Origin of the sequence: Streptomyces sp. NPDC056452 (assembly GCF_042796085.1) — a bacterium.
Classification (GTDB): Bacteria; Actinomycetota; Actinomycetes; order Streptomycetales; family Streptomycetaceae; genus Streptomyces.
In genome coordinates, this window is the sequence record NZ_JBHTRI010000057.1 from 1 (window position 1) to 19512 (window position 19512).

A 19512-nucleotide genomic window follows, 5' to 3' on the forward strand; every position below is an offset into this window, starting at 1 on the left:
GGAGAGACCGGAGGGCCCGGTCTCTCCCCCGCCGTCGTACACGGTCAGTTCGACCAGTCCGGGGTGTCGAGGATCTCCAGGACCGTCGTCGTCCACACGTATCCCGCGCCGGCCGCCTGGAGGACGACCAGGTCCCCGGGCTTCGCCTCGCCGCTCTCCATGACCCGGTTCAGCCCGAGCACGGGGTCGGCGGTGCCGACCATGCCGGTGCTCAGTCCCCACTCGTGCGTCGTCCGCTCCCGGTCGACGCCCAGCAGGCCGTAGAGCCCGTGGGTCACGATCGACAGGGCGAGGTTCTGGTGGAGGAAGTACCGCACGTCGGGCAGCTCCACCTCCGCCTCGTGGAGGGCCTGCTTCATCGAGAGCTGCACGCTGGCGGAGATCTTCTCGATCGCGTCGTCGAAGTCCATGTCCTCGGCGAGCAGGTAGTCCGACTTGCGCTCGCTGACCCCGACCGGCGCTCCCCCGGAGAACGGCGCGTCCGTCCAGCCGGCCCCGCTGCGCCCCATCGGCTCCAGCGAGGGGTCCGCGTGCGAGTACGTGGCGCGGACGCGGGCGAACCCGCCGCGGCTGGACAGGACGAGAGCCGCGGCGCCGTCGCCGTCGACGTTCTGCTCGTCCGAGCCCCAGCGGTCGATGTAGGGCATCCGGAAGGCGTCGCCGCCCGTGATGAGGGCCGCGGTGACATCGGGGCGTGAGGTCACGTACGAGGAGGCGACCTCGAAGGCCGCCAGCATGCCGTTGCAGCCCTGCTTGATCTCGAACGCCGGGCCCGTGCCGCCGACGGTCTCGCGCTGCACGAAGCTCGCGGGGGTCCAGAAGTCGAGCCCCTGGTGTCCGATGTAGCTGTGCAGGACCAGGCCGAACTCGTCGTGCTCGTGTCCGGACCTGGCCACCGCCCTGCGCCCCGCGATCGCCGCCATCGTGGGGCCGGTCTCGTGCTCGGCGGCAACGTGGACCGAGCGGAAGCCGTTCAGCGAACGCTTCTGCTCCGTGTAGCTGCCCGCGGCGATCGCCTCCTCGGCGGTCTCGATCCGCTCGGGCAGGTACGCACCCACACCGGCGACGTAGAGGTTGTTCCAGCGCATGTCAGTCTCTCCTTCAGGACGCGTAGAGGTACGCCGCGAGAGTCGCGGGGGTGGGCGCCTGGTAGATGCGGCGTACCGGGATCTTGATGCCGAACGCCTCCTGGACGCGCCGGGTCAGTTTGGACGCCAGGAGGGAGTGCCCGCCCAGGTCGAAGAAGCTGTCCTCCACATCGACGTCCGGCATGCCGAGAACTTCGCCGAACAGCAGGCAAAGCTCCCTCTCCCACTCCGTTGCGGTCACTGGTGCCTCCGTTGTCTTCTGCGTCGGTTGGTGGCCCCGGTCCGGGGGCGCGGTCGGCGTCATGCCGCTTCGGTCTCGAGCCGGCTGTGCAGTTCCTCGTCGTACAGCTCGTCGACGGACATGCCGCCGGCGGCCACCGCGAAGTAGCGCTCCGTCAGGTCCTGGGACCCGCTGACCATGCGGAGCATCGCCATCCGGTCGGGTGTGACCTCCAGACGGCTCACGAACAGGGTGTTGCGGTAGCCCTCGAAGAGCTCGTCCTGGAGCTCCTCCCCGTACGTCCGCAGCCCTTCGGCGAGCCGCACCGGGTCGTCGAGTACGCCGCCGACCGACGCGGCCAGCAGATCCGCCTGCAGGAAGGCGTCGCTGATGCCGCGCGCGGTGATCGAGTCCTTGTGGTGCGCGGCGTCGCCGACGAGCGCCCAGCCGGGGCCGGCGGGGGTGCGGAAGAAGTTCTGCTGGTCCCCGGTGCCGCGCAGCCGTTCGACGCGTTCGCCGCCGTCCATCGCCCGCGCGTACAGATCCGGCGCGGTGGTGCGGATGTTCTCCAGGTAGTGCTCCAGCGCGTCGCCGCGCACCTGGTTGAACTCCGCCTGCGGGAAGTACGCGGCGATCAGGGTGGCGTCGTCGTTGGTCGGTATCGCGCCGATCCAGCGGCCGGGGCGCTCGTACAGCTCGAACTGGGACTTGATGCCCTGCCAGTAGGTGAAGTAGATGCAGGACATCAGCGGGTCCTGGACCGTGTACGGGGCGTCGACGGCCTTGGCCACCGCCGACCGCATCCCGTCCGCACCCACCACGAGGCGGGCCCGCTCCTCGACCGGCTTGCCCTCCGCGGAGCGGCACTTGACCCCGACGACGCGGTCCCCGTCGAAGACGAGACCGGACACGGAGCAGCCGTCCCGGAACTCCGCACCGGCGGCCACGGCCGCGTCGACCAGGATCTGGTCCAGCAGGTACCGGCGCGGTGCGTACGCGGCCGACTGCCCCTCGTGCGGGACGGTGCCGCCGTCCAGCCGGACGTCCTCGACCTGGTAGACGGTCCTGTCCAGCGCCGGGCAGCCGGTGGCGCGGACCGCGTCCAGCACGCCCCAGCGGGCGAGCCGCGCGATCCCGGGCTGGTGGATGTAGTGCGTGGAGAGGGTGTCACTGGGGAACCGCGCCCGGTCGACGAGCAGCACCCGATGGCCCGCCCGCGCCAGGAGCAGAGCGGAGGCGGCACCCGCGACGCGAGCCCCCACCACGATGACGTCGTACATTCCGGACCTCCAAGTCACGGACATGCCCCTCGGTTCGACGGTGGGCCGGGCGGACGACGCCCGGCCCACCGGCTTAGGAGCAATCTGAGGGCACCTTCGCAGTCTCTTCTTGAGACCCGCTCGATCAGTCCTGGGCGGCGAACGCGCCGAGGTTCTCCCCGGCCCACTGACGGAAGGTCCGCGCCGGCCGGCCGGTGACGCGTTCCACGGTGTCGAGGGTCGCGGCCGGCCGCCCGACCCCTGCGGCCCACTGGCCGAGGAGCGAGGCGAGGATCGGCGCGGGGACGAACCTGCCCATCTGTTCGACCGCCTGGTCCCGGGTGAGTTCCCGTACCGGGATCTCGCGTCCGAGGAGTTCCCCGAGGATGCCCAGCTGCTCGCGGAAGGTCAGCGACTGCGGCCCGGTGAGGGTGAGGGTCCGGCCGACGAGCGTCTCGTCGGCCAGGGCGGCCGCGGCGACGTCGGCGATGTCGCCCTCGTGGATGGGCGCGGTGTGGGCGTCCGTGTACGGCAGTTCGACGGGCTGTCCCCTGCGGATGGCGTCACTCCACCCGAACGCGTTGCCGTCGAAGGCGCCCGGCCGCAGGACGGTGGCCGGCAGCGCCGACTCGGCGAGCGCGTCCTCGACCGCCGCGTGGAGCAGGGCCAGGGCGTCGGTCCCGGCGTCGGGGCCGCCGACCGTGGACGAGGACAGCAGGACGACGTGCCGGATGTCCGCCCTGGCCGCAGCGGCGAAGAAGTCCTTGGCGCCTTCGGACTCGGCGTACAGGAACACCTTGTCCACGCCGTCGAGGGCGGCGTCGAAGGTGTCCGGGCTGTTCAGGTCCAGCCGGACAGTGTCCACTGCGGCCGGAACGCTCAACTCCCCAGGTGTGCGGCCGGATGCGCGCAGGGTGTGGCCCGCGGCGTGCAGGCTGTCGAGGACGCGGCGGCCGACGTTGCCGCGTGCCCCGGTTACGAGAATGGTCACGGTGGTACTCCCGTCGAGTGCGGTGCCGGCCCGGATGGTGGGGTGGCTGACGGAAACCGTCGGCCCTACGGGCCTGTCCGGCGGAACAGGGTCGGACGGGCCCTAGGCGGAGCCGGCAATTCAGTGAACAGGGCGGCACTCGCGCGTGCCTTGACCCGTGCGGGGACACGGCCGGTTCCACCGGCATTCGAGCCGGTTCGCAGACCCTGCCGCCCCGGGACCTCGAGAGGAGACAGGCCGATGACATCGGTAGTCGCAGCGTTTCGCCGTCGGGCCGCCGACGCCCCCGACACCGTGGCGGTCTCCGCCGGTGACGACCACCTGACCTACGCCGGGCTCGACCGCTGGGCGCGTGAGGTGTCGCGGGAGCTCACGGACCGTGCGGGGGCGAGCGCGGGCGACCGGATCGCGGTCTGCCTGGAGCGCTCCCCCGAACTCGTCGCCGCGCTGCTCGGTGTGCTGGGAGCCGGCGCGGCGTTCGTACCCATCGGCCTCGAGGACCCGGCCGCACGGGTGGCCGAGGTGTTCGCGGACGCGGAGGTGCGTGCCGTCCTGTGCGAGCCGGACGATGCCGGCCGCTTCTCGACGTACGGCATCCCTGTCCTGCGGGTCCCGGCCCGCCCGGCACCGGACCTGCCGCTGCCGCCGGAGGCCGCCGAGGTCCGGCCCGGTGACCTCGCCTACCTGATGTACACCTCGGGATCCACGGGCCGCCCGAAGGCCGTCATGGTCGAGCACCGCAACATCACCAACCTGGTGACGGACCCCAACTACGTGGAGCTGGGCCCCGAGGACCGGATCCTGCAGCTCGCGCCCGTCGCCTTCGACGCCGCCACGTTCGAGATCTGGGGCGCTCTCCTCAACGGGGCCCGGCTGGTGCTCGCCCCGCCGCGGCAGATCCAGGCGGAGGAGCTCGGCGCCCTGCTGCGCGACGAGGGCGTCACCGTCCTCTGGCTGACGGCCGCGCTCTTCCACCGGCAGATCGATGTGGACGTCAAGGCGTTCAGCGGGCTGCGCACGGTGCTGGCCGGCGGCGACGTGCTCTCCGTCCCGCACATCCGCGAGCTGCAGGCCGCGGTGCCCGGCTGCGGGATCGTCAACGGCTACGGGCCGACGGAGACGACCACGTTCGCCGTCTGCCACCGGATCGGCGCGCAGGAGGACCTCGGCCACTCCGTGCCGATCGGCACCCCGCTGCAGAACGTCGACGTCAGGATCGTCGACGACTCCGGCCTGCCGCTGCCCGACGGCACCCCCGGCGAGCTGTGGATCGGCGGCGCGGGCGTGTCCCGGGGGTACTGGCGGCGCCCCGACCTCACGGACAGGGCGTTCGTCACCGCTCCCTGGGACGGTGCGGCCGGGCGGTTCTACCGCAGCGGCGACCTGGCCAGGCGGCGCCCCGACGGGGTCATCGAGTTCCTCGGCCGCAACGACGACCAGTTCAAGCTGCGGGGCTTCCGTATCGAGCCCGGTGAGCTCGAGAGCGTCCTCGCCGGCCATCCGCAGGTGCGCGGCGCCGCGGTCGGCGTCCGGGAGAGCCACCTCGGCGACCGCCGGCTGGTGGCCTGGGTCGTACCGGAGGCCGACACCCTCGACCGGCGCGCCCTGCGCTCGTACCTGCGCGAGCGCGTGCCCGAGCACATGATCCCCGCGGCCTTCGTCTCGCTGGCGGAGCTGCCCATCACCGGGAACGGCAAGGCGGACCGCAAGGCGCTGCCCACCCCCGACTGGACGTCGAAGTCCATCTACGTCTGATCCCCCTCTCCCGAGCCGACCTGAAAGGACGGAGCATGACCAACCATCCGTTCACCAACCAGTACGTCGTGGTCACGGGCGGTGCCACCGGCATCGGCCGCGCCACCGCCCTCGACTTCGCCAAGCAGGGTGCCGCGGGCGTGATCGTCACCGGGCGCCGCGCCGACCGCCTCGCCGAGGTGGCGGCACTGCACCCGGCCATCGTCCCGGTCCGCGCCGATGTGAGCACGCAGAGCGGCGCGGACGCGGTCGCCGAGGCGGTCGGCGAGCTGGGCGGCTCCCTCGACGTCCTGGTGCACAACGCCGGGATCCACACCATCGGCGCGGCCGGCAGCATCGACACGGACGCGGCCCGCGAGCTGTTCGACGTCAATGTGCTCGGCACCGTGATCCTCACCAACCGGCTCCTCCCGGCGCTCCGTTCGCCGGGCGGCAGCATCGTCTTCGTCACCAGCCCGGCCGGCCACAACCCGACTCCGATGGCCTCGGTGTACGCGGCGAGCAAGGCCGCGGTGAACACCTTCACCCGCTCCTGGGCACTGGAGCTGGCCCCGAAGGGCATCCGCGTGAACGCGGTCGCTCCGGGCTGGGTGCGCACCGAGGTGTACGAGAGCCACGGCATGCCCCCCGAGCAGGTGGACGAGCTCTTCGCGCAGGCGGCGAAGAGCGTGCCGCTGGGGGTGACGGGCGTGCCCGAGGACGTGTCGCAGTGGATCACGCTGCTCGCCGCGCCGAGCAGCGCGTGGATGACGGGCCAGATCCTCACGATGGACGGCGGCGCCGATCTCGTACGCGCGAAGCAGGTCTGAGGCCACCCGGGCCCACGGAACCGAACCCGAAGAAGGAAAGGACGGCACACCGATGTCGCAGACAGTGGACCGGCAGGACGGCAGCCCCGCACCGGGCCCGGTGCTCAGCCCCGAGGCCCTGTTCCACACCGGTCTGGTCGTGGAGGACCTGGACCTGGCGATGAAGGCGCTGAGCGAGCTGGCGGGCTACCGCTGGACCAGCGTGATGGAGCTCCAGGTGACGGCGCGCACCCCGGGCGGCCTCCAGCACGGCGACCAGCGCTTCGTGCTGTCGCTGGAGGAGCCGCGGCTCGAACTCGTCGAGGCCATCCCGGGCACCGTCTGGGTGTCCGACGGCAGCAACGGCGCCCACCACGTGGGCTACTGGGCCGAGAACGACCGGATCGAGGCGACCTCCGCGGCGCTCGTGGAGCTCGGCTTCGAGGTGGAGGCCTCCAACGACACCGAGGTGGACGGCGCCCTGATGTGGGTCTACCACCGCGGTCTGGGCGGCATCCGGGTCGAGCTGCTGAACACCCTGATGAAGCCGTCCATGGACGCCTGGATCGCCGGCGCGGACCCCGCCGAGGTCCAGCAGGACGCGCCCATCGGCTGACAGCGTTTCTCCGCGCAGCGGTTGAGCCCCCGCCCGGAAGGGCGGGGGCTCAACCGCTGTGCTCCTGGATCAGGATCCCCAGGTGACCGGCAGGGTCTCCAGGGCGTGGTTGATCCCGCCCAGGTGCCAGGGGACCTCGCTCTCGGGCACGGCGAGCCTGAGGTCGGGGAAGCGCCGGACCAGGCCGTCGATGGCGATCTCCAGCTCCATCCGGGTCAGTTGCTTGCCCAGGCACAGGTGCATGCCGTGGCCGAAGGAGAGGTGCGGGTTGTGGGAGCGGCCGAGGTCGAGGCGGTCCGGGTCGGGGAAGACCCTCTCGTCACGGTTGGCCGAGGAGATGGCGATCACCACCGCGTCCCCCTTGGCGATCTTCACCCCGCCGAGCTCCATGTCCTCCACGGCGATGCGCGGGTTGCCGGCCGAATCCGTGGAGAAGAGGTTGACGTGCCGCAGCAGTTCCTCGACCGCCTTCGGGATCCGGGAGCGGTCCTCGGCCAGCCAGTTCCACTGGTCGCGGTGGTGCGCGATGAGCGCCAGGACGGAGCTGGCGAGCTGGTTGGCCGTGGTGTCGAAGCCGGCCCCGATCAGGGTGAAGGCGAAGGTGACCAGCTCCGTCTCGCTGAGCCGGTCCCCGCTGTCCCTGGCCGTGATCAGGTCCGACAGCAGGTCCTGGGTGGGGTTCTCGCGCTTCTCCGCGACGACCTCGACCATGTACTCGTTCAGCTTGGCCAGGCCGTTGACGGAGTCCGAGTCCTCGCCCTGGTCGTCGACGGTGACGAAGTCCCGCGCGTTGGCGGCGAACAGCCGCAGGACCCTCATCGGCACACCCAGCAGCTCACCGATGACGGTCAGCGGCATGGGTACGGTGAACCGCTCCACCAGGTCGACCGGCCCGCCGGACAGGGCGAGGCCGTCGAGCATCCCGTCGGCGATCCGCTGGATGCCCGGCCTCATCTGCTCGATGCGCCGGGCGGTGAACGCCCCGGCCGCGAGCCGGCGCAGCCGGGAGTGCTCGGACCCGTCCATGGAAATGATCATTTCGGGCGTCGAGGTCATCGCCCCGCCGATCCGGGGCGCGCCGGGCTTCACGGTCTCGGCCCGGCTCAGCCGCGGATCCGCCAGTGCCTCCCGGGCCTCGTCGTAGGCGGTCACGAGCCAGGCGTCCACGCCGCCCTCGGTACGCACCCGTACGACCGGCTGCCCGGCCCGCAGCCCGGCGTACTGCGGGGCGGGGCAGCGGTAGGACGAGCCGGCGAGGGGGAACACCTTCATGTCCCGGTCCTCATCGGTCACGGACTCGCTCCCGTACTCGGTCACGGACACAACAGCACCTCCACAGTTGACACGGTTGCGCGGCACCGTAGAAGGCGCTGCTGGACACGGGGTTGCTTCGGACTCGACCCGCTCAGGCCGCGTCCGCCGGGACGTCCGGACGCGGGGTGCGGCCCGGGACGGCGGAGCGCGCGGGCGGCAGGGTGCCGTCCACGAGATAGCGGTGCACGACGGCGTCGACGTGCGGGTTGCCGCCCAGCACGTACACCTCGTGCTCTCCCGAGTCCTCGACGGTGAGCAGGTGGTGGCCGACCAGTTCGGCCATGGCCACACCGCCGTCGTAGTGGTCCATGGGGTCGCCGTCGGCCTGCACGATCAGACCGGCCGCGTAGCCGTCGCGGGTGATCCGCACCGGCTCCTCGGCGGCCTCGAAGGCACGGAAGGCACCCACCCACGGCGAGGCCCGGAGCACCCCGTAGCCGTACGGGAACCGCTTACGGAACTCCCGCATGTCCTGGTAGTACACCTCCAGGTCGGACGGCCAGGCGTGCTCCAGCGTGATGGCCTCCAGGACGCCGACGCGCAGGTCGCCCTCGCTGTCCGCGGGCCGCCACGTGCCCTGTTCGGCGAGCAGCTCGCGGCAGGCGTCCGGGTCCCCCTCGCGGGCAGCCCGGTGCACCCCGGCGACCAGGACGGCGAGGGTGGCCCACTGGCCGCGGTCGCTCGCCCGGTTGCCCACGGCCCCGTCGAAGAGGGTCCGCAGCCGTACGGCGTCCTGCGGCAGCGACTCCAGGGCGGCGACCGCCTCCTCCACGGTGGTGAGCACCTGCTCGGCCGAGGCGCCGACGGCGAAGCTGCCGTGCCGCTCGCCGGTCCAGCGGGCCCACAGGTCGACGTTGCGCTGGACGGCGTCGCCCTGCTGGAGGAACTGCTCGCGCCATGTCCACTGCGGGCCGACGCAGGAGTCCAGGACCAGCCGGTCCAGGCCGGCCGGGAAGAGGCTGCCGTAGACGGCCCCGACGTAGGCGCCGTACGCGTACCCGACGAAGCTGATCCGCTCCTCGCCGAGCACGGCACGGATCACGTCCATGTCCCGGGCGGTGTTGGGGGTGCTGATGTGCGGGCGCAGGTCCCCGCCGCCCCGTGCGCAGGCCTCCTCGCGCAGCCGCATGTCCTCGGCCAGTCCGGCGAACACGGTGTCCGGCGGCCGGGAGTCGAACGGCTGGGCGGGGACGGCCACTTCGGCGTACAGCCGGGTCGATCCGGCGGTGCCGCGCGGGTCGAAGCCGATGAGGTCGTAGACCTCCTCCAGGGGGGTTCCGGCGAACTTGCCGGGCAGCCCGAGGCCGTGCCCCCAGTCGCCGCCGGGGCCGCCGTTGACGGCCAGCAGGACACCGCGCCTGCGCGCCGGGTCGGTGGCGCGGCGGCGGCTGAGGGCGAGTGTGATCCGCTCGCCCCCGGGGTCGGTGTAGTCGCGGGGGACCTCGATCGTCGCGTGCTCGGTCCGGTCGTCGTCCGGTGCGGGCGACCATGCCGGCCGCTGTGTGTGGAACTCGCTCACCACCGCAAACCTCCGTTCTCGTCAGGCCGCCAGACTCTCGGTAGCGCCTCGAGGGGTACTGGAACGTTCCCGGACCGGCACGAACAGGGCCGCCACCAGTCCGGCCACGGCGAACAGGGCCGCCCAGGTGAGCGCCAGTCCGTAGCCGGAGGCGAGGGCGTCCGTGGTGTCCGCCCCGGCCGCGACCCGGGCGTCGACGCGGGCCGCGGACAGTGCGGCCAGGGTCACCAGACCGGCCGCGCTGCCGAGCTGCCGGGTGGTGTTGAGCAGCCCGGAGGCCAGCCCGGCCTGATGGGCGGGGAGTCCGGCGGTGGCGGCGTTCGTCGTGGCGTTGAGTACGGCGCCCATGCCGAAGCCGAGCAGCACGGCGGGGCCCAGTACGTCCACGGTGTACGTGGCGCCCGCGTCCAGCCGGGCGAGCCAGAACAGTGCGGCGGCGGACAGCCCGAGGCCGCCCAGCAGGACCGGGCGCGGTCCGGTGCGGGGCACGACGGAGGCGATGCCCCAGCCGCCGAGCGCCATGCCCAGGGACAGGGGCAGATAGCTCAGGCCGGTGACCAGCGGGCTGTAGCCGAGCACCTGTTGGAGCAGCAGGGTGAAGAAGTAGAAGGTGCTGAAGAGCGCGGCGATGCCGAAGAAGGCGACGAGGTTGGCGGCGGCCACGGAGCGGTTGCGGAATATCTTGAGCGGCACCAGGGGGTGCCGGGCGAACCGTGCCTGGATCACCAGGAAGGCGGCGAGCAGCGCGGCGCCGGTCAGCAGCGGTCCGAGCACCCGCGCGGAACCCCAGCCGTGCACATGTGATTCCGAGACCCCGTACACGGTGCTCATCAGCCCGAGCGTGACCGTGACGGCACCGGGCAGGTCGAGGCGGCGGTGGGCACGGCCCTCGCCCTGCGGCCGGGTCTCCGGTACGACCCAGCGGACGGCGGCGAGCAGGGCGATCCCGATGGGGACGTTGATCAGGAAGATCCACCGCCAGGAGAACCACTCGGTGATCACCCCGCCGGCCAGCACCCCGATCGCCCCGGCCGTCCCGGAGACGGCGCTCCACCATCCGTAGGCCCGTGCCCGTGCGCCCGGTTCGGTGAAGGTCGTGCCGAGCACGGTGAGCGTGGCGGGGGCCATGACTGCGGCGCCGAGACCCTGGAAGGCGCGGGCGAGGATCAGCGTCCCCGGGGCGTCGGCCATCCCCCCGACCGCGCTGGCGAGCGTGAACAGGGCGACTCCGCACAGGAAGATCCTGCGCTGGCCGAACAGGTCCGCGAGCCGTCCGCCCAGCAGCAGGAAGCCGCAGACCACCACGGTGTAGGCGTTGTTGACGAGCTGCAGGTTGTGCCGGTCGAAGTCCAGGTCGTCGGCGATGACGGGCAGTGCCACGTTCACCACAGAGGCGTCGAGCACGTTCATGAACTGGCCCAGACAGCAGGCGACGAGCACCAGCCCGGTCCGGGGGGCGGCCCTGCCGGGCGGGGCGGGCGTCTGTCGCGTCCGATCGGTCACAGTCATGCGGGCACGCTGCGCCCCTTCGATGGACTGCCGCCGGACCGCGTGTCGACGCGCGCTCGAGCGCCGGTCCGCCCTGTGTGGCGCCGGGGTCGCGCGGGCCCGCGCGGTCGAGATCCCCTCCACCGGGACTGCAGGGACGTATCCCACAGTCCGGTGCCGTACTTCCGCACGGCTGGCCGACATTCCACGAGGAGAGCTCGCCATGGCCAAGATCACCTACAAGCATCCGAACGGTACCGTCACCATCGTCGACGTCCAGGCGCCCAACACGGTCATGCGCGGTGCGAAGCTCAACAACGTCGACGGCATCGAGGCCCAGTGCGGCGGCTCCGCCCAGTGCGGCACCTGCCACGTGTACGTCGACGAGGCGAACACGCTGCCGCTGCCCGAGATGGACTCCGTCGAGGACGACGTGCTGTACGGCACCGCCTGCGAGCGCACCGAGTTCAGCCGGCTGAGCTGCCAGCTGCCCGTCGGTGACGAGATCGACGGACTGCTGGTCCACCTGCCCGAGGCGCAGAGCTGATGGCCGCGCACGCGGTCGTCGTGGTCGGCGCGGGCCAGGCGGGTTTCGACACCGCCTGCGCCCTGCGGAGCCGGGGCTTCCGGGGCCGGATCACGCTCATCGGCGACGAGCCGCCCGGGCCGTCCTACCGGCCGCCGCTGTCCAAGGGCTACCTGGCGGGCACGGTGGCGGCCGAGGAGATCGCGCTGCGGCCCCCGTCGTTCTACACCGAACAGGACATCGAGCTGCTGCCCGGTGACCGGGTGGCCTCCCTCGACCGCGAGCGGCGCACCGTCCTCCTGGAGTCCGGACTGCGGCTGCCGTACGACCGCCTCGTCCTGGCGACCGGTTCCCGGCCCCGCACCCTGCCCGTGCCCGGCGCCTCGCTGACCGGGGTGCTGTCGCTGCGCGGCCTGGCCGACGCCGAGGACCTGCGGCTGCGGCTCAGCGGGCCGCCCCGCAGACTCGTCGTGGTCGGCGCCGGCTTCATCGGCCTGGAGGTGGCGGCGACCGCCCGCGGCCTCGGCCACGAGGTGACGGTGGTGGAGGCGCAGCCCCGGGCGCTGGCCCGCGCGCTCACCCCCACGGTGTCGGACCGGATCGTCGCCGAGCACCGTGAGCGGGGCGTACGCGTCCTGCTGGGCCGCGAGGTGACCGCGCTGTTCGGCGACGGCGAGGGCCGGGTCCAGGTCATGGAGCTGGACGGCGGCGAGCGGATCGCCGCGGACCTCATCGTGGTCGGCGTCGGCGTCCTGCCGAACATCGAACTGGCCCTCGCCGCGGACCTGCTCGTCGGTGACGGCGTCGTCGTGGACGCGCAACTGCGCACCAGCGAACCGGACATCTTCGCCCTCGGTGACTGCGCGCGCTTCCCGAGCCCGCACGCGGGCCGCCATGTCCGGTTGGAGTCCGTCCAGAACGCCTCCGACCAGGCCAAGTGCGTGGCCGCGGCGATCTGCGGCGAGCCCTACGCGTACACCGCCGTGCCCTGGTTCTGGTCCGAGCAGTACGCGCTGCGGCTGCAGATCGCGGGGCTGACGGCGGGCCACGACGAGACGGTCACCGTCGGCGACCTCGCCGACGGGAAGTTCTCCGTCTTCTGCTTCCGCGGCGGCCGGCTGACCGGCGTCGAGTCGGTGAACCGTCCCGCGGACCACGGCATCGCCCGGCGGCTGCTCACGGCCGGCACCGATCTGTCGCCCGCGACCGTCCGCGAGCCGGGCTTCGACCTCAAGAGACTCCCCCGCACCCCCACCACCCCCACAGCTCCACCGTCCCGCACAACCACCCAGGAAAGGCTGTCCGTCCATGCCTGAAACCACGTCGGCGCCCGCGGGCGCGACCACCGGGGCCGACACCGCCCGGCGTCGGCCTCCGCGTCCGATCACCCTGAGAGTCCTCGGCGTCTGGCTGGCCGTACTCGCGGTCCTGGCCGGTGTCGGCACCGCGTCGGCCACGGCCGGCGAGACGTCCAGGCACCACGTCAGAGCCGTATCGCTCGCCGGAACCTGGGACCTCACGGTGACCGTCCACACCCCTGACGGCGATTCGGTCGCCCACTCCCGCTTCGTCTTCCGCGCCGACCACCAGCTGACGGTCGAGGGTCCGGCCGACGAGAACGGTGAGCCCCAGTTCGCCGGAGGCGGCTTCTGGAGCGACAAGAACAACGGCACGTTCGCCTTCTACGTCACGCACCCGCCGGGCCCGCCGGGATCCCCGTACCCGGGCAAGGTGGAAGCGGTGCACATGGGGCGGATCTCGGGGCAGCGCTTCGTCTCCGAGGCGTACGCCTTCGTCACCCCCGACGCGACCGTCGGCCCGCAGGGACCGATCGATGTGGACGCCACCGCCGTCCGGGTGTCCTCCGCGGCCGGCTGACCCCGCTCCGGCTTCCTGCCCGCGCGCCCGCCTCCCGCTCCCACGAGCGGAAGGCGGGCGCGGCTCGTGCGTGCCGAGGTGCGGGCACGGGAAAGGTCCCGGCCCCCTCGTCCTTCTTCTTGTCCGTGAAGGAGGTCGAGGGGGCCGGGACCGTTCCCGTGTGTCTGCCGGTTCAGTTGCCCCGGACGACCGGGAGGCTGGTCAGGGTGTGGTTGATCTCCCCGGTGTGCCACGGCAGTTCACTCTCCGGCACCGCGAGCTTCAGGTCGGGGAAGCGCCGGACGAGGCCCTCGATGGCGATCTCCATCTCCATGCGCCCCAGGTGCTTGCCCAGGCAGTAGTGCATCCCGTGGCCGAAGGAGATGTGCGGGTTGCGCTCACGGCCCAGGTCGAGCCGGTCCGGCTCGTCGAAGACCTCCGCGTCGCGGTTGGCCGAGGCGAGCGAGAGCAGGACGGCGTCGCCCTTCGGGATCGTCACGTCGCCGACCTCGATGTCCTCCGCCGCGATGCGCGGGAAGCCGGAGGTGTCGGTGGCGAACAGGTTGACGTGCCGCAGGAGTTCCTCGACGGCCTTCGGGATGCGGGAGTGGTCCTCGACCAGGTAGCGCCACTGCTCCTGGTGGTCGACCAGCAGGGCCAGTACCGAGTTGGCCAGCTGGTTGGCCGTGGTGTCGAAGCCGGCCCCGATCAGGGTGAAGCCGAAGGTGACCAGCTCGGGCTCGCTGAGCCGGTCGTCGTCGTCGCGGGCCGCGATGAGCTCGGACAGCATGTCGTCGGAGGGGTTGGCCCGCTTCTCGGCGATCAGCCCGACGATGTACTCGCTGAGCTTGCCCAGCGCGTGCAGGGACGCCTCACCGCCGGCCCGGTCGTCGACGGTCGCGAAGGCACGGGCCCACTGCTCGAACTCCCGCAGGTCCTCGGCAGGTACGCCCAGGAGCTCGCCGATGACGGTCAGCGGCAGCGGTACCGCCAGCTGCTGGACGAGGTCCACGGCGCCGTCCTTGGCCTCCATGTCGTCGAGGAGCTCGTCCGTGACCCGCTGGACGTTCTCCCGCATGCGCTCGACCCGCCGCATGGTGAACGCGCCGGCGACCAGCTTGCGCAGTCGCGAGTGCTCGGGGGCGTCCAGCGAGATGATCATCTCGGGGGTGGTGTGCATCGTGCCGCCCACCCGGGGGGCACCTTCGCCGCAGGCCTGGGCGCGGCTGAGCCGGGGGTCGGCGGACAGCCGGCGCACGTCCTCGTAACGGGTGATCAGCCAGGCGTCCACACCTCCCGCGGTGGGCACCTTCACCACCGGCTGTTCGGCGCGCAGGCGGCCGTACGCGGGCGCCGGGCCGCGGTAGCTGGATCCGGTGAAGGGGAACGTGCCGGCCACCGGGCAGCCGGTGCCCTGGGGCGCCGTCTCCTGGGTGGCTGTCTCCTGGGTGACTGTCACGACGAAACCTCCGCTTGGGGCGTTACGGGTCGGGCCTCAACGTACGGACCGCCGATGGAGGCCAAGTCGCCCCGAACTGGAGTCCGTCGATCGCCTTCCGGGGCGCTGGGCCACCCCCGGGGAAACACGGGAGGGGACGCCCGGAACTTCCCGGACGCCCCCTCCCGCCGTGCGGCGGCTCGGCTCACTCGGCGGGGCCGAGGAGCACCGCCGAGTAGTTCTTCCGGGCTGCCGTGTCGTACTGGAGCGCCACGTGGCTGGTGGCGGAGGTGATGTCCCGCCAGAACCGCTGCAGGGCGTGCCCCTCGCCGAGGCCTCCGGTGCCGGCCGCGCCGACCAGCAGCGCGGCCGCCTCGCGGAGGGTCTCGGCGGCGTAGGTGGCGTTGCGCTCGTTGCGCGCCATGTTCTCGGGGGTGAACAGCCGCTCGTCCAGGACGTGGGCGTTCTGCTCCACGAGGTGACGTGCCGCGTCGACCCGGCCGGACGCGCGGACCACGGTCAGCTCGGCGGTCTGGTTGCGCCGCCGGCCGGTGATGGAGCCCGCGCACGCCGCGAGGGCGCCGGTCGCGGCGCCGACGACGGGGGCGATGAAGGTGAGTCCGCCGACGGCCTGGAAGGGCACGTTGTGGGCGGCCACCCGGGAGGTGCCGTTACGGCCGGTGAGCATGTCGGTGCGGTCGAAGGACAGGTGCGCCGGTACGAACACGTCGTCGACGACGACCGTGTGGCTGCCGGTCGCCCGCATCCCGACGCTGTCCCAGGTCTCGCGCACGGTGTACGCGCCCCGGGGCAGGGTGAAGAAGCGCAGCTGCGGCGGGCCCTCTCCGCCGCCGACCGCCGCGCAGACCATCGCCCAGTCCGCGAAGTCGATGCCGCTGACGTACGCCCACTGGCCGGTGACCTGCCAGCCGCCGTCCACGGCCCTGGCCCGCCCGGCGGGCATCAGGCCGGTCGCGACGACCGTGTCGGGGCCTGCGCCCCACAGGGCCTGGTGGCCCTCCTCGGGCAGGTGGGAGGCGAAGCGCGCCGAGTACGCGGCGAGCGACGCACACCATGCCGAGGCGGCACAGCCCTCGCCGACGGAGACGACGGCCCGGGTCAGCTCCGCGAAGGAGCCCTCCGTGCCGCCGAAGCGGGCGGACACGAAGTGCCGGGCGAACCCGGCCTCGCGTATCGCGTCGGTGACCTCGCGGGACAGGCCACGCCCGGTGTCCGCGTCGGCGGCGTGCAGCGCCGCGAGCAGCCGCAGCCGGTCGGCGGCCGGGACCAGACCCGTGTCCGTGGACGCGGGGGACGCCGGGGCGTCGATGACGCTTCCGTCGATGCTCATGCTCCGGCCCCGTCCCCGACGGCCTGCGCGAAGCGTTCCAGCGTCTCGCCCGGGCTCGGTCCGTCCAGCGCCTTGAAGATCCGCTCGGCGCCCGGACCGTGCCGGTCCAGCTTGACGTGCGCGAGCGACACCTTGGTGCCCCCGTCGACGGCCTCGAAGTCCACCTCGATCTGGCTCGCCCCGTCGTCGGTGGGGATGGACTGCCAGTTGGGGTCGATCCGCCAGGTCATGGCGACGCGGCGGCCGGGTACCCATTCCAGGATCCGCCCCCAGGCGATCTCGGTGCCCTCCACGTCCCACTCGTAGTAACGCCCGCCCACGCCCGCCTCGAAGGCCAGGCCGGCCCGCTCCTTGCGCACCAGGATGTGGCTCGGCGGCCACCAGTCCACCGGGCGCTCGGTGAAGACCTTGAAGCACTGGTCGGGCGTCGCCGCCACGGTCACCGACTTCCTGACGTCGGGCAGGGTCTGCGTCTGCTCGGGCACGGGGCCTCCTCGCTCCAGCCGGGTGTCCGCCCGGTCGCCGCATCGAATGGCGCCCACGCTGACGGCCCGCGCTAGGCCCCGTGTGGAGTTCGGCTGGAGGGCCGGCCCTCCACCCCGGGTCCACCGGCGTGCGAGAACCCCGCAAGGACACGGGCCCACCGTCGAGCTCCTGAACAGGATCGGTACGAGCGATGGGGAGAGCACGATGACAGACGCGGGACGACGAGTTGCCTTCGTCACCGGTGCGACCAGCGGTATCGGCCTGGCCGTGACCGAGCTGCTCGCCCGGCAGGGGGTCGCGGTGTTCGGTGTGGCGCGCAGCGCCGAGAGCGTACGCACCGTGGTCAAGCAGCTGCGGGAGGAGGGCCTCGAAGTGGCCGGCACGGTGTGCGACGTGACGTCCCTGGAGCAGATCCAGGAGGCCGTACGGGCCGCGGTCGCCGAGTACGGGCGGATCGACATCCTCGTGAACAACGCGGGCCGGGGCGGCGGCGGTGTGACGGCCGAGATGGAGGACTCGCTCTGGGACGACGTGATCGAGACCAATCTCAACGGCACCTTCCGCGTCACCCGCGAGGTGCTCAAGGCCGGCCTGATGCGGGACGGCGACTGGGGCCGGATCATCAACATCGCGTCCACCGGCGGGAAGCAGGGCGTCGAACTCGCCGCTCCCTACTCGGCCTCCAAGCACGGCGTGATCGGCTTCACCAAGGCCGTGGGCAAGGAGCTCGCCCCGACCGGGATCACCGTGAACGCCGTCTGCCCGGGCTACGTCGAGACGCCGATGGCGCAGCGCGTACGCCAGGGCTACGCGGGCCACTACGGGGTGAGCGAGCAGGAGATCCAGGACAAGTTCAACGCCAAGATCCCGCTGGGCCGTTACTCCACCCCCGAGGAGGTGGCCGGCCTGGTCGGCTACCTGGCCTCCGACACAGCCGGGTCGATCACCGCCCAGGCACTGAACGTCTGTGGCGGACTCGGCAACTACTGAGCCCGCCCGTACCCCCTCATGGCCCTGATGGCACGAGCAGAATCGGAGTACCTGACATGACTGCTGTGACCGCCGGCGCACTGCTGGCCGAACCCGACGTGGCCGCCTTCCGTACCGCGATGGGCCGTTTCCCCACGGGCGTCACCCTGCTCACCCAGGGCAGCGGCGACGACACCATCGTCATGACGCTCAACAGCCTGACCTCGGTGTCGCTCGACCCGATGCTGATCCTGGTGTCCGTGAAGGCCGACGGCCGGATGCGGCCGCGGATCTCGCGCGCCGGGAGCTTCGCGGTGAACGTGCTGACGGAGGCGCAGCGCGACCTGGCGCAGGAGTTCTGCCGCCCCGACCGCTCCGAGGGCCGGGCCGCGATGCTGCGGCTGTCCGCCGAGGAGGGCGTCACCGGCAACGCCGTACTGCCCGACGCGGAGACGTACGTGGAGTGCGTCCTGGACGCGGAGTACGCCGCCGGGGACCACACGCTCCTCATCGGCAGGGTGGTCGCCCTGTCCGGCGGGCTGTCCACCCCCGACCCGCTCCTCTTCCACCAGGGCCGTTTCGGCCGGCTGCCCTCCGCCGCGAAGGAGGAGAGCGCGTGACGACGGCCCAGGCCCCGCGGGTGGCACCACCCGGCTCGCTGGTACCGGTCGCCGAGGACGTGTACGCCTTCGTCCAGCCGGAGGGCGGCTGGTGCCTCAACAACGCGGGCCTGGTGGCCGGCGGGGGCCGCTCCGTCCTGGTGGACACGGCGGCGACCGAGTCCCGCACCCGGCGTCTGCGGGAGGAGGTCGCCCGGATCGTTCCCGGCGGTCCGGACTACGTCGTCAACACGCACTTCCACGGCGACCACACCTTCGGCAACGGCCAGTTCGCCCCCCGCGCGGTGGTCGTGGCCCACGCGGGGACGCGGTCCGACACCGAGGAGGCGGGCCTCGGCCTGCGCCACCTGTGGCCGGACGTGGAGTGGGGCGAGACCCCGCTGACGCTTCCCACCCTCACCTTCCGGGACGAACTCACCCTGCACGGCGAGGGGCTGCGCACCGAGCTCCTGCACGTGGGGCCCGCCCACACGGCGAACGACATCGTGGCGTGGGTGCCCGAGCGCGCGGTCCTGTTCACCGGTGACGTCGTCTGGTCGGGGGTGACCCCGTACATCCTGATGGGCTCGGTCACCGGTTCGCTGCGGGCCCTGGAGCGGCTGCGGGCGCTCGGGCCCGCGGTGGTGGTCCCCGGGCACGGCTTGGTCGGCGGGCCGGAGCTCATCGACGCGACGGAGGCGTACCTCCGGCTGCTCCAGGGGCTGGCCCAGGACGGTCTGCGGCGCGGCGTGGGCCCGCTGCAGGCCGCGCGCGAGGCGGACATCGGCTCGTTCGCCGGGCTCCTGGACTCCGAGCGGCTGGTCGGGAACCTGCACCGCGCGTACGCGGAGCTCGACGGCCTCGCGCCGGGTGCCCGCATCGATGTGGCGGCGTCCTTCAAGGAGATGGTCGCCTACCACGGGGGGCTGCCGGCCTGTCACGCCTGACCGTACGGCGCGCACACCGCGCCACTCGTACCTCTCGCACACCTCGCACAACTCGCACAACCGAAGGAGGAGTCGTCGATGGAGACGATGCTGCTGGACCGCGTCACGGTGGAACTACCGCTGTCCCTGCCTCTGCCACCCGCGCCGCCGGACGAGGCACCCCCCTGGGTGCCGCTGCTGCTGGCCGGGGACCTGGACGACGACGGGAGCGAACCGCACATCTGCCGCGGCATCGACTGACGGCCTGCCGGAACGGTGTCCGGCGCATGGACGAGGGGCCCTTGGTGAAGGGCCCCTCGTC

General features: G+C 72.4%; 20 protein-coding genes. 10 read left to right on the forward strand and 10 right to left on the reverse strand.

All coding sequences use genetic code 11. The features are described from left to right. Positions 1-44: 44 nt before the first annotated feature. The 4 genes from ACFQ6X_RS34260 to ACFQ6X_RS34275 form a co-directional block, all read right to left on the reverse strand. A complete protein-coding gene (locus tag ACFQ6X_RS34260; protein ID WP_383187634.1) occupies positions 45-1088 on the reverse strand; it encodes a ketoacyl-ACP synthase III family protein in 1044 nt (347 codons plus the stop codon). A 13-nt stretch (positions 1089-1101) separates the two neighbouring features. After that, on the reverse strand, positions 1102-1329 hold the full coding sequence (locus ACFQ6X_RS34265) for an acyl carrier protein (protein WP_329207405.1): 228 nt from the start codon (positions 1327-1329) through the stop codon (positions 1102-1104). 59 nt (positions 1330-1388) lie between these two features. After that, positions 1389-2588 carry an NAD(P)/FAD-dependent oxidoreductase gene (locus ACFQ6X_RS34270; protein WP_383187637.1) on the reverse strand — a complete coding sequence of 400 codons (1200 nt, stop codon included), beginning with the start codon at positions 2586-2588 and terminating at the stop codon, positions 1389-1391. A gap of 124 nt (positions 2589-2712) precedes the next feature. After that, positions 2713-3558: an SDR family oxidoreductase gene (locus ACFQ6X_RS34275; protein ID WP_383187640.1), complete on the reverse strand. Its 846-nt coding sequence runs from the start codon at positions 3556-3558 to the stop codon at positions 2713-2715. 240 nt (positions 3559-3798) lie between these two features. Here ACFQ6X_RS34275 and ACFQ6X_RS34280 point away from each other — a divergent pair, with 240 nt between their 5' ends. From ACFQ6X_RS34280 to ACFQ6X_RS34290, 3 genes are read left to right on the forward strand one after another with little or no spacing between them, the layout of a single operon-like run. Then, positions 3799-5313 (forward strand): amino acid adenylation domain-containing protein, encoded by a 1515-nt coding sequence (locus tag ACFQ6X_RS34280; RefSeq protein ID WP_383187642.1) that lies wholly within the window; start codon positions 3799-3801, stop codon positions 5311-5313. A gap of 35 nt (positions 5314-5348) precedes the next feature. Further along, positions 5349-6122 (forward strand): SDR family NAD(P)-dependent oxidoreductase, encoded by a 774-nt coding sequence (locus tag ACFQ6X_RS34285; protein ID WP_383187645.1) that lies wholly within the window; start codon positions 5349-5351, stop codon positions 6120-6122. Between the two features lie 52 nt (positions 6123-6174). After that, complete coding sequence (locus ACFQ6X_RS34290) at positions 6175-6717, forward strand: VOC family protein (protein WP_383187648.1); 543 nt, start codon at positions 6175-6177, stop codon at positions 6715-6717. A 69-nt stretch (positions 6718-6786) separates the two neighbouring features. Here the strand turns inward: ACFQ6X_RS34290 and ACFQ6X_RS34295 are convergent, their stop codons facing one another. From ACFQ6X_RS34295 to ACFQ6X_RS34305, 3 genes are all read right to left on the reverse strand, one after another. Beyond that, positions 6787-8040 carry a cytochrome P450 gene (locus tag ACFQ6X_RS34295; RefSeq protein ID WP_383187651.1) on the reverse strand — a complete coding sequence of 418 codons (1254 nt, stop codon included), beginning with the start codon at positions 8038-8040 and terminating at the stop codon, positions 6787-6789. An 82-nt stretch (positions 8041-8122) separates the two neighbouring features. After that, positions 8123-9550 (reverse strand): alpha/beta fold hydrolase, encoded by a 1428-nt coding sequence (locus ACFQ6X_RS34300; protein ID WP_383187654.1) that lies wholly within the window; start codon positions 9548-9550, stop codon positions 8123-8125. A gap of 21 nt (positions 9551-9571) precedes the next feature. Next, complete coding sequence (locus ACFQ6X_RS34305) at positions 9572-11059, reverse strand: MFS transporter (protein WP_383187657.1); 1488 nt, start codon at positions 11057-11059, stop codon at positions 9572-9574. A 202-nt stretch (positions 11060-11261) separates the two neighbouring features. On the opposite strand from ACFQ6X_RS34305, the gene ACFQ6X_RS34310 reads away from it, so the two are divergent. Genes ACFQ6X_RS34310 through ACFQ6X_RS34320 form a run of 3 tightly spaced genes read left to right on the forward strand, consistent with a single transcriptional unit; the run spans position 11262 to position 13442 of the window. Beyond that, the gene (locus tag ACFQ6X_RS34310; protein WP_327114700.1) at positions 11262-11585 is read left to right on the forward strand and encodes a 2Fe-2S iron-sulfur cluster-binding protein; all 324 of its coding nucleotides are present in this window, start codon (positions 11262-11264) and stop codon (positions 11583-11585) included. After that, positions 11585-12880 carry an NAD(P)/FAD-dependent oxidoreductase gene (locus ACFQ6X_RS34315; protein ID WP_383187660.1) on the forward strand — a complete coding sequence of 432 codons (1296 nt, stop codon included), beginning with the start codon at positions 11585-11587 and terminating at the stop codon, positions 12878-12880. The genes ACFQ6X_RS34310 and ACFQ6X_RS34315 overlap by 1 nt, the downstream gene beginning before the upstream one ends. Then, a complete protein-coding gene (locus tag ACFQ6X_RS34320) occupies positions 12873-13442 on the forward strand; it encodes a hypothetical protein (RefSeq protein WP_383187663.1) in 570 nt (189 codons plus the stop codon). The genes ACFQ6X_RS34315 and ACFQ6X_RS34320 overlap by 8 nt, the downstream gene beginning before the upstream one ends. 172 nt (positions 13443-13614) lie before the next feature. Here the strand turns inward: ACFQ6X_RS34320 and ACFQ6X_RS34325 are convergent, their stop codons facing one another. The 3 genes from ACFQ6X_RS34325 to ACFQ6X_RS34335 all read right to left on the reverse strand — a co-directional run bounded on the left by ACFQ6X_RS34325 (position 13615) and on the right by ACFQ6X_RS34335 (position 16695). Further along, positions 13615-14880 carry a cytochrome P450 gene (locus tag ACFQ6X_RS34325; RefSeq protein ID WP_383187665.1) on the reverse strand — a complete coding sequence of 422 codons (1266 nt, stop codon included), beginning with the start codon at positions 14878-14880 and terminating at the stop codon, positions 13615-13617. A gap of 184 nt (positions 14881-15064) precedes the next feature. Beyond that, entirely contained in the window at positions 15065-16210 is a 1146-nt protein-coding gene (locus ACFQ6X_RS34330; protein WP_383187668.1) for a hydrolase, read from the reverse strand. After that, positions 16207-16695, reverse strand: coding sequence for an SRPBCC domain-containing protein (locus ACFQ6X_RS34335; RefSeq protein WP_329207424.1), 489 nt, complete (start codon positions 16693-16695; stop codon positions 16207-16209). The genes ACFQ6X_RS34330 and ACFQ6X_RS34335 overlap by 4 nt, the downstream gene beginning before the upstream one ends. Before the next feature lie 205 nt (positions 16696-16900). Between ACFQ6X_RS34335 and ACFQ6X_RS34340 the strand changes: the two genes are divergently transcribed. From ACFQ6X_RS34340 to ACFQ6X_RS34355, 4 genes are all read left to right on the forward strand, one after another. Next, a complete protein-coding gene (locus ACFQ6X_RS34340; RefSeq protein WP_329207425.1) occupies positions 16901-17686 on the forward strand; it encodes an SDR family NAD(P)-dependent oxidoreductase in 786 nt (261 codons plus the stop codon). 56 nt (positions 17687-17742) lie between these two features. Further along, the gene (locus ACFQ6X_RS34345) at positions 17743-18285 is read left to right on the forward strand and encodes a flavin reductase family protein (protein WP_383187673.1); all 543 of its coding nucleotides are present in this window, start codon (positions 17743-17745) and stop codon (positions 18283-18285) included. Then, positions 18282-19211, forward strand: a complete 930-nt coding sequence (locus ACFQ6X_RS34350) for an MBL fold metallo-hydrolase (RefSeq protein WP_383187676.1) — start codon at positions 18282-18284, stop codon at positions 19209-19211. Before ACFQ6X_RS34345 ends, ACFQ6X_RS34350 begins: the two co-directional genes overlap by 4 nt. A gap of 78 nt (positions 19212-19289) precedes the next feature. After that, positions 19290-19451, forward strand: coding sequence for a hypothetical protein (locus ACFQ6X_RS34355; protein ID WP_383187679.1), 162 nt, complete (start codon positions 19290-19292; stop codon positions 19449-19451). The last annotated feature ends 61 nt before the right edge of the window (positions 19452-19512 follow it).

Bases quoted from the DNA above. Each gene is read 5' to 3' on its own strand.
- ACFQ6X_RS34260 (WP_383187634.1), bottom strand. From the start codon at position 1,088: ATGCGCTGGAACAACCTCTACGTCGCCGGTGTGGGTGCGTACCTGCCC.
- ACFQ6X_RS34270 (WP_383187637.1), bottom strand. From the start codon at position 2,588: ATGTACGACGTCATCGTGGTGGGGGCTCGCGTCGCGGGTGCCGCCTCC.
- ACFQ6X_RS34280 (WP_383187642.1), top strand. From the start codon at position 3,799: ATGACATCGGTAGTCGCAGCGTTTCGCCGTCGGGCCGCCGACGCCCCC.
- ACFQ6X_RS34285 (WP_383187645.1), top strand. From the start codon at position 5,349: ATGACCAACCATCCGTTCACCAACCAGTACGTCGTGGTCACGGGCGGT.
- ACFQ6X_RS34290 (WP_383187648.1), top strand. From the start codon at position 6,175: ATGTCGCAGACAGTGGACCGGCAGGACGGCAGCCCCGCACCGGGCCCG.
- ACFQ6X_RS34305 (WP_383187657.1), bottom strand. From the start codon at position 11,059: ATGACTGTGACCGATCGGACGCGACAGACGCCCGCCCCGCCCGGCAGG.
- ACFQ6X_RS34310 (WP_327114700.1), top strand. From the start codon at position 11,262: ATGGCCAAGATCACCTACAAGCATCCGAACGGTACCGTCACCATCGTC.
- ACFQ6X_RS34315 (WP_383187660.1), top strand. From the start codon at position 11,585: ATGGCCGCGCACGCGGTCGTCGTGGTCGGCGCGGGCCAGGCGGGTTTC.
- ACFQ6X_RS34320 (WP_383187663.1), top strand. From the start codon at position 12,873: ATGCCTGAAACCACGTCGGCGCCCGCGGGCGCGACCACCGGGGCCGAC.
- ACFQ6X_RS34330 (WP_383187668.1), bottom strand. From the start codon at position 16,210: ATGAGCATCGACGGAAGCGTCATCGACGCCCCGGCGTCCCCCGCGTCC.
- ACFQ6X_RS34340 (WP_329207425.1), top strand. From the start codon at position 16,901: ATGACAGACGCGGGACGACGAGTTGCCTTCGTCACCGGTGCGACCAGC.
- ACFQ6X_RS34345 (WP_383187673.1), top strand. From the start codon at position 17,743: ATGACTGCTGTGACCGCCGGCGCACTGCTGGCCGAACCCGACGTGGCC.
- ACFQ6X_RS34355 (WP_383187679.1), top strand. From the start codon at position 19,290: ATGGAGACGATGCTGCTGGACCGCGTCACGGTGGAACTACCGCTGTCC.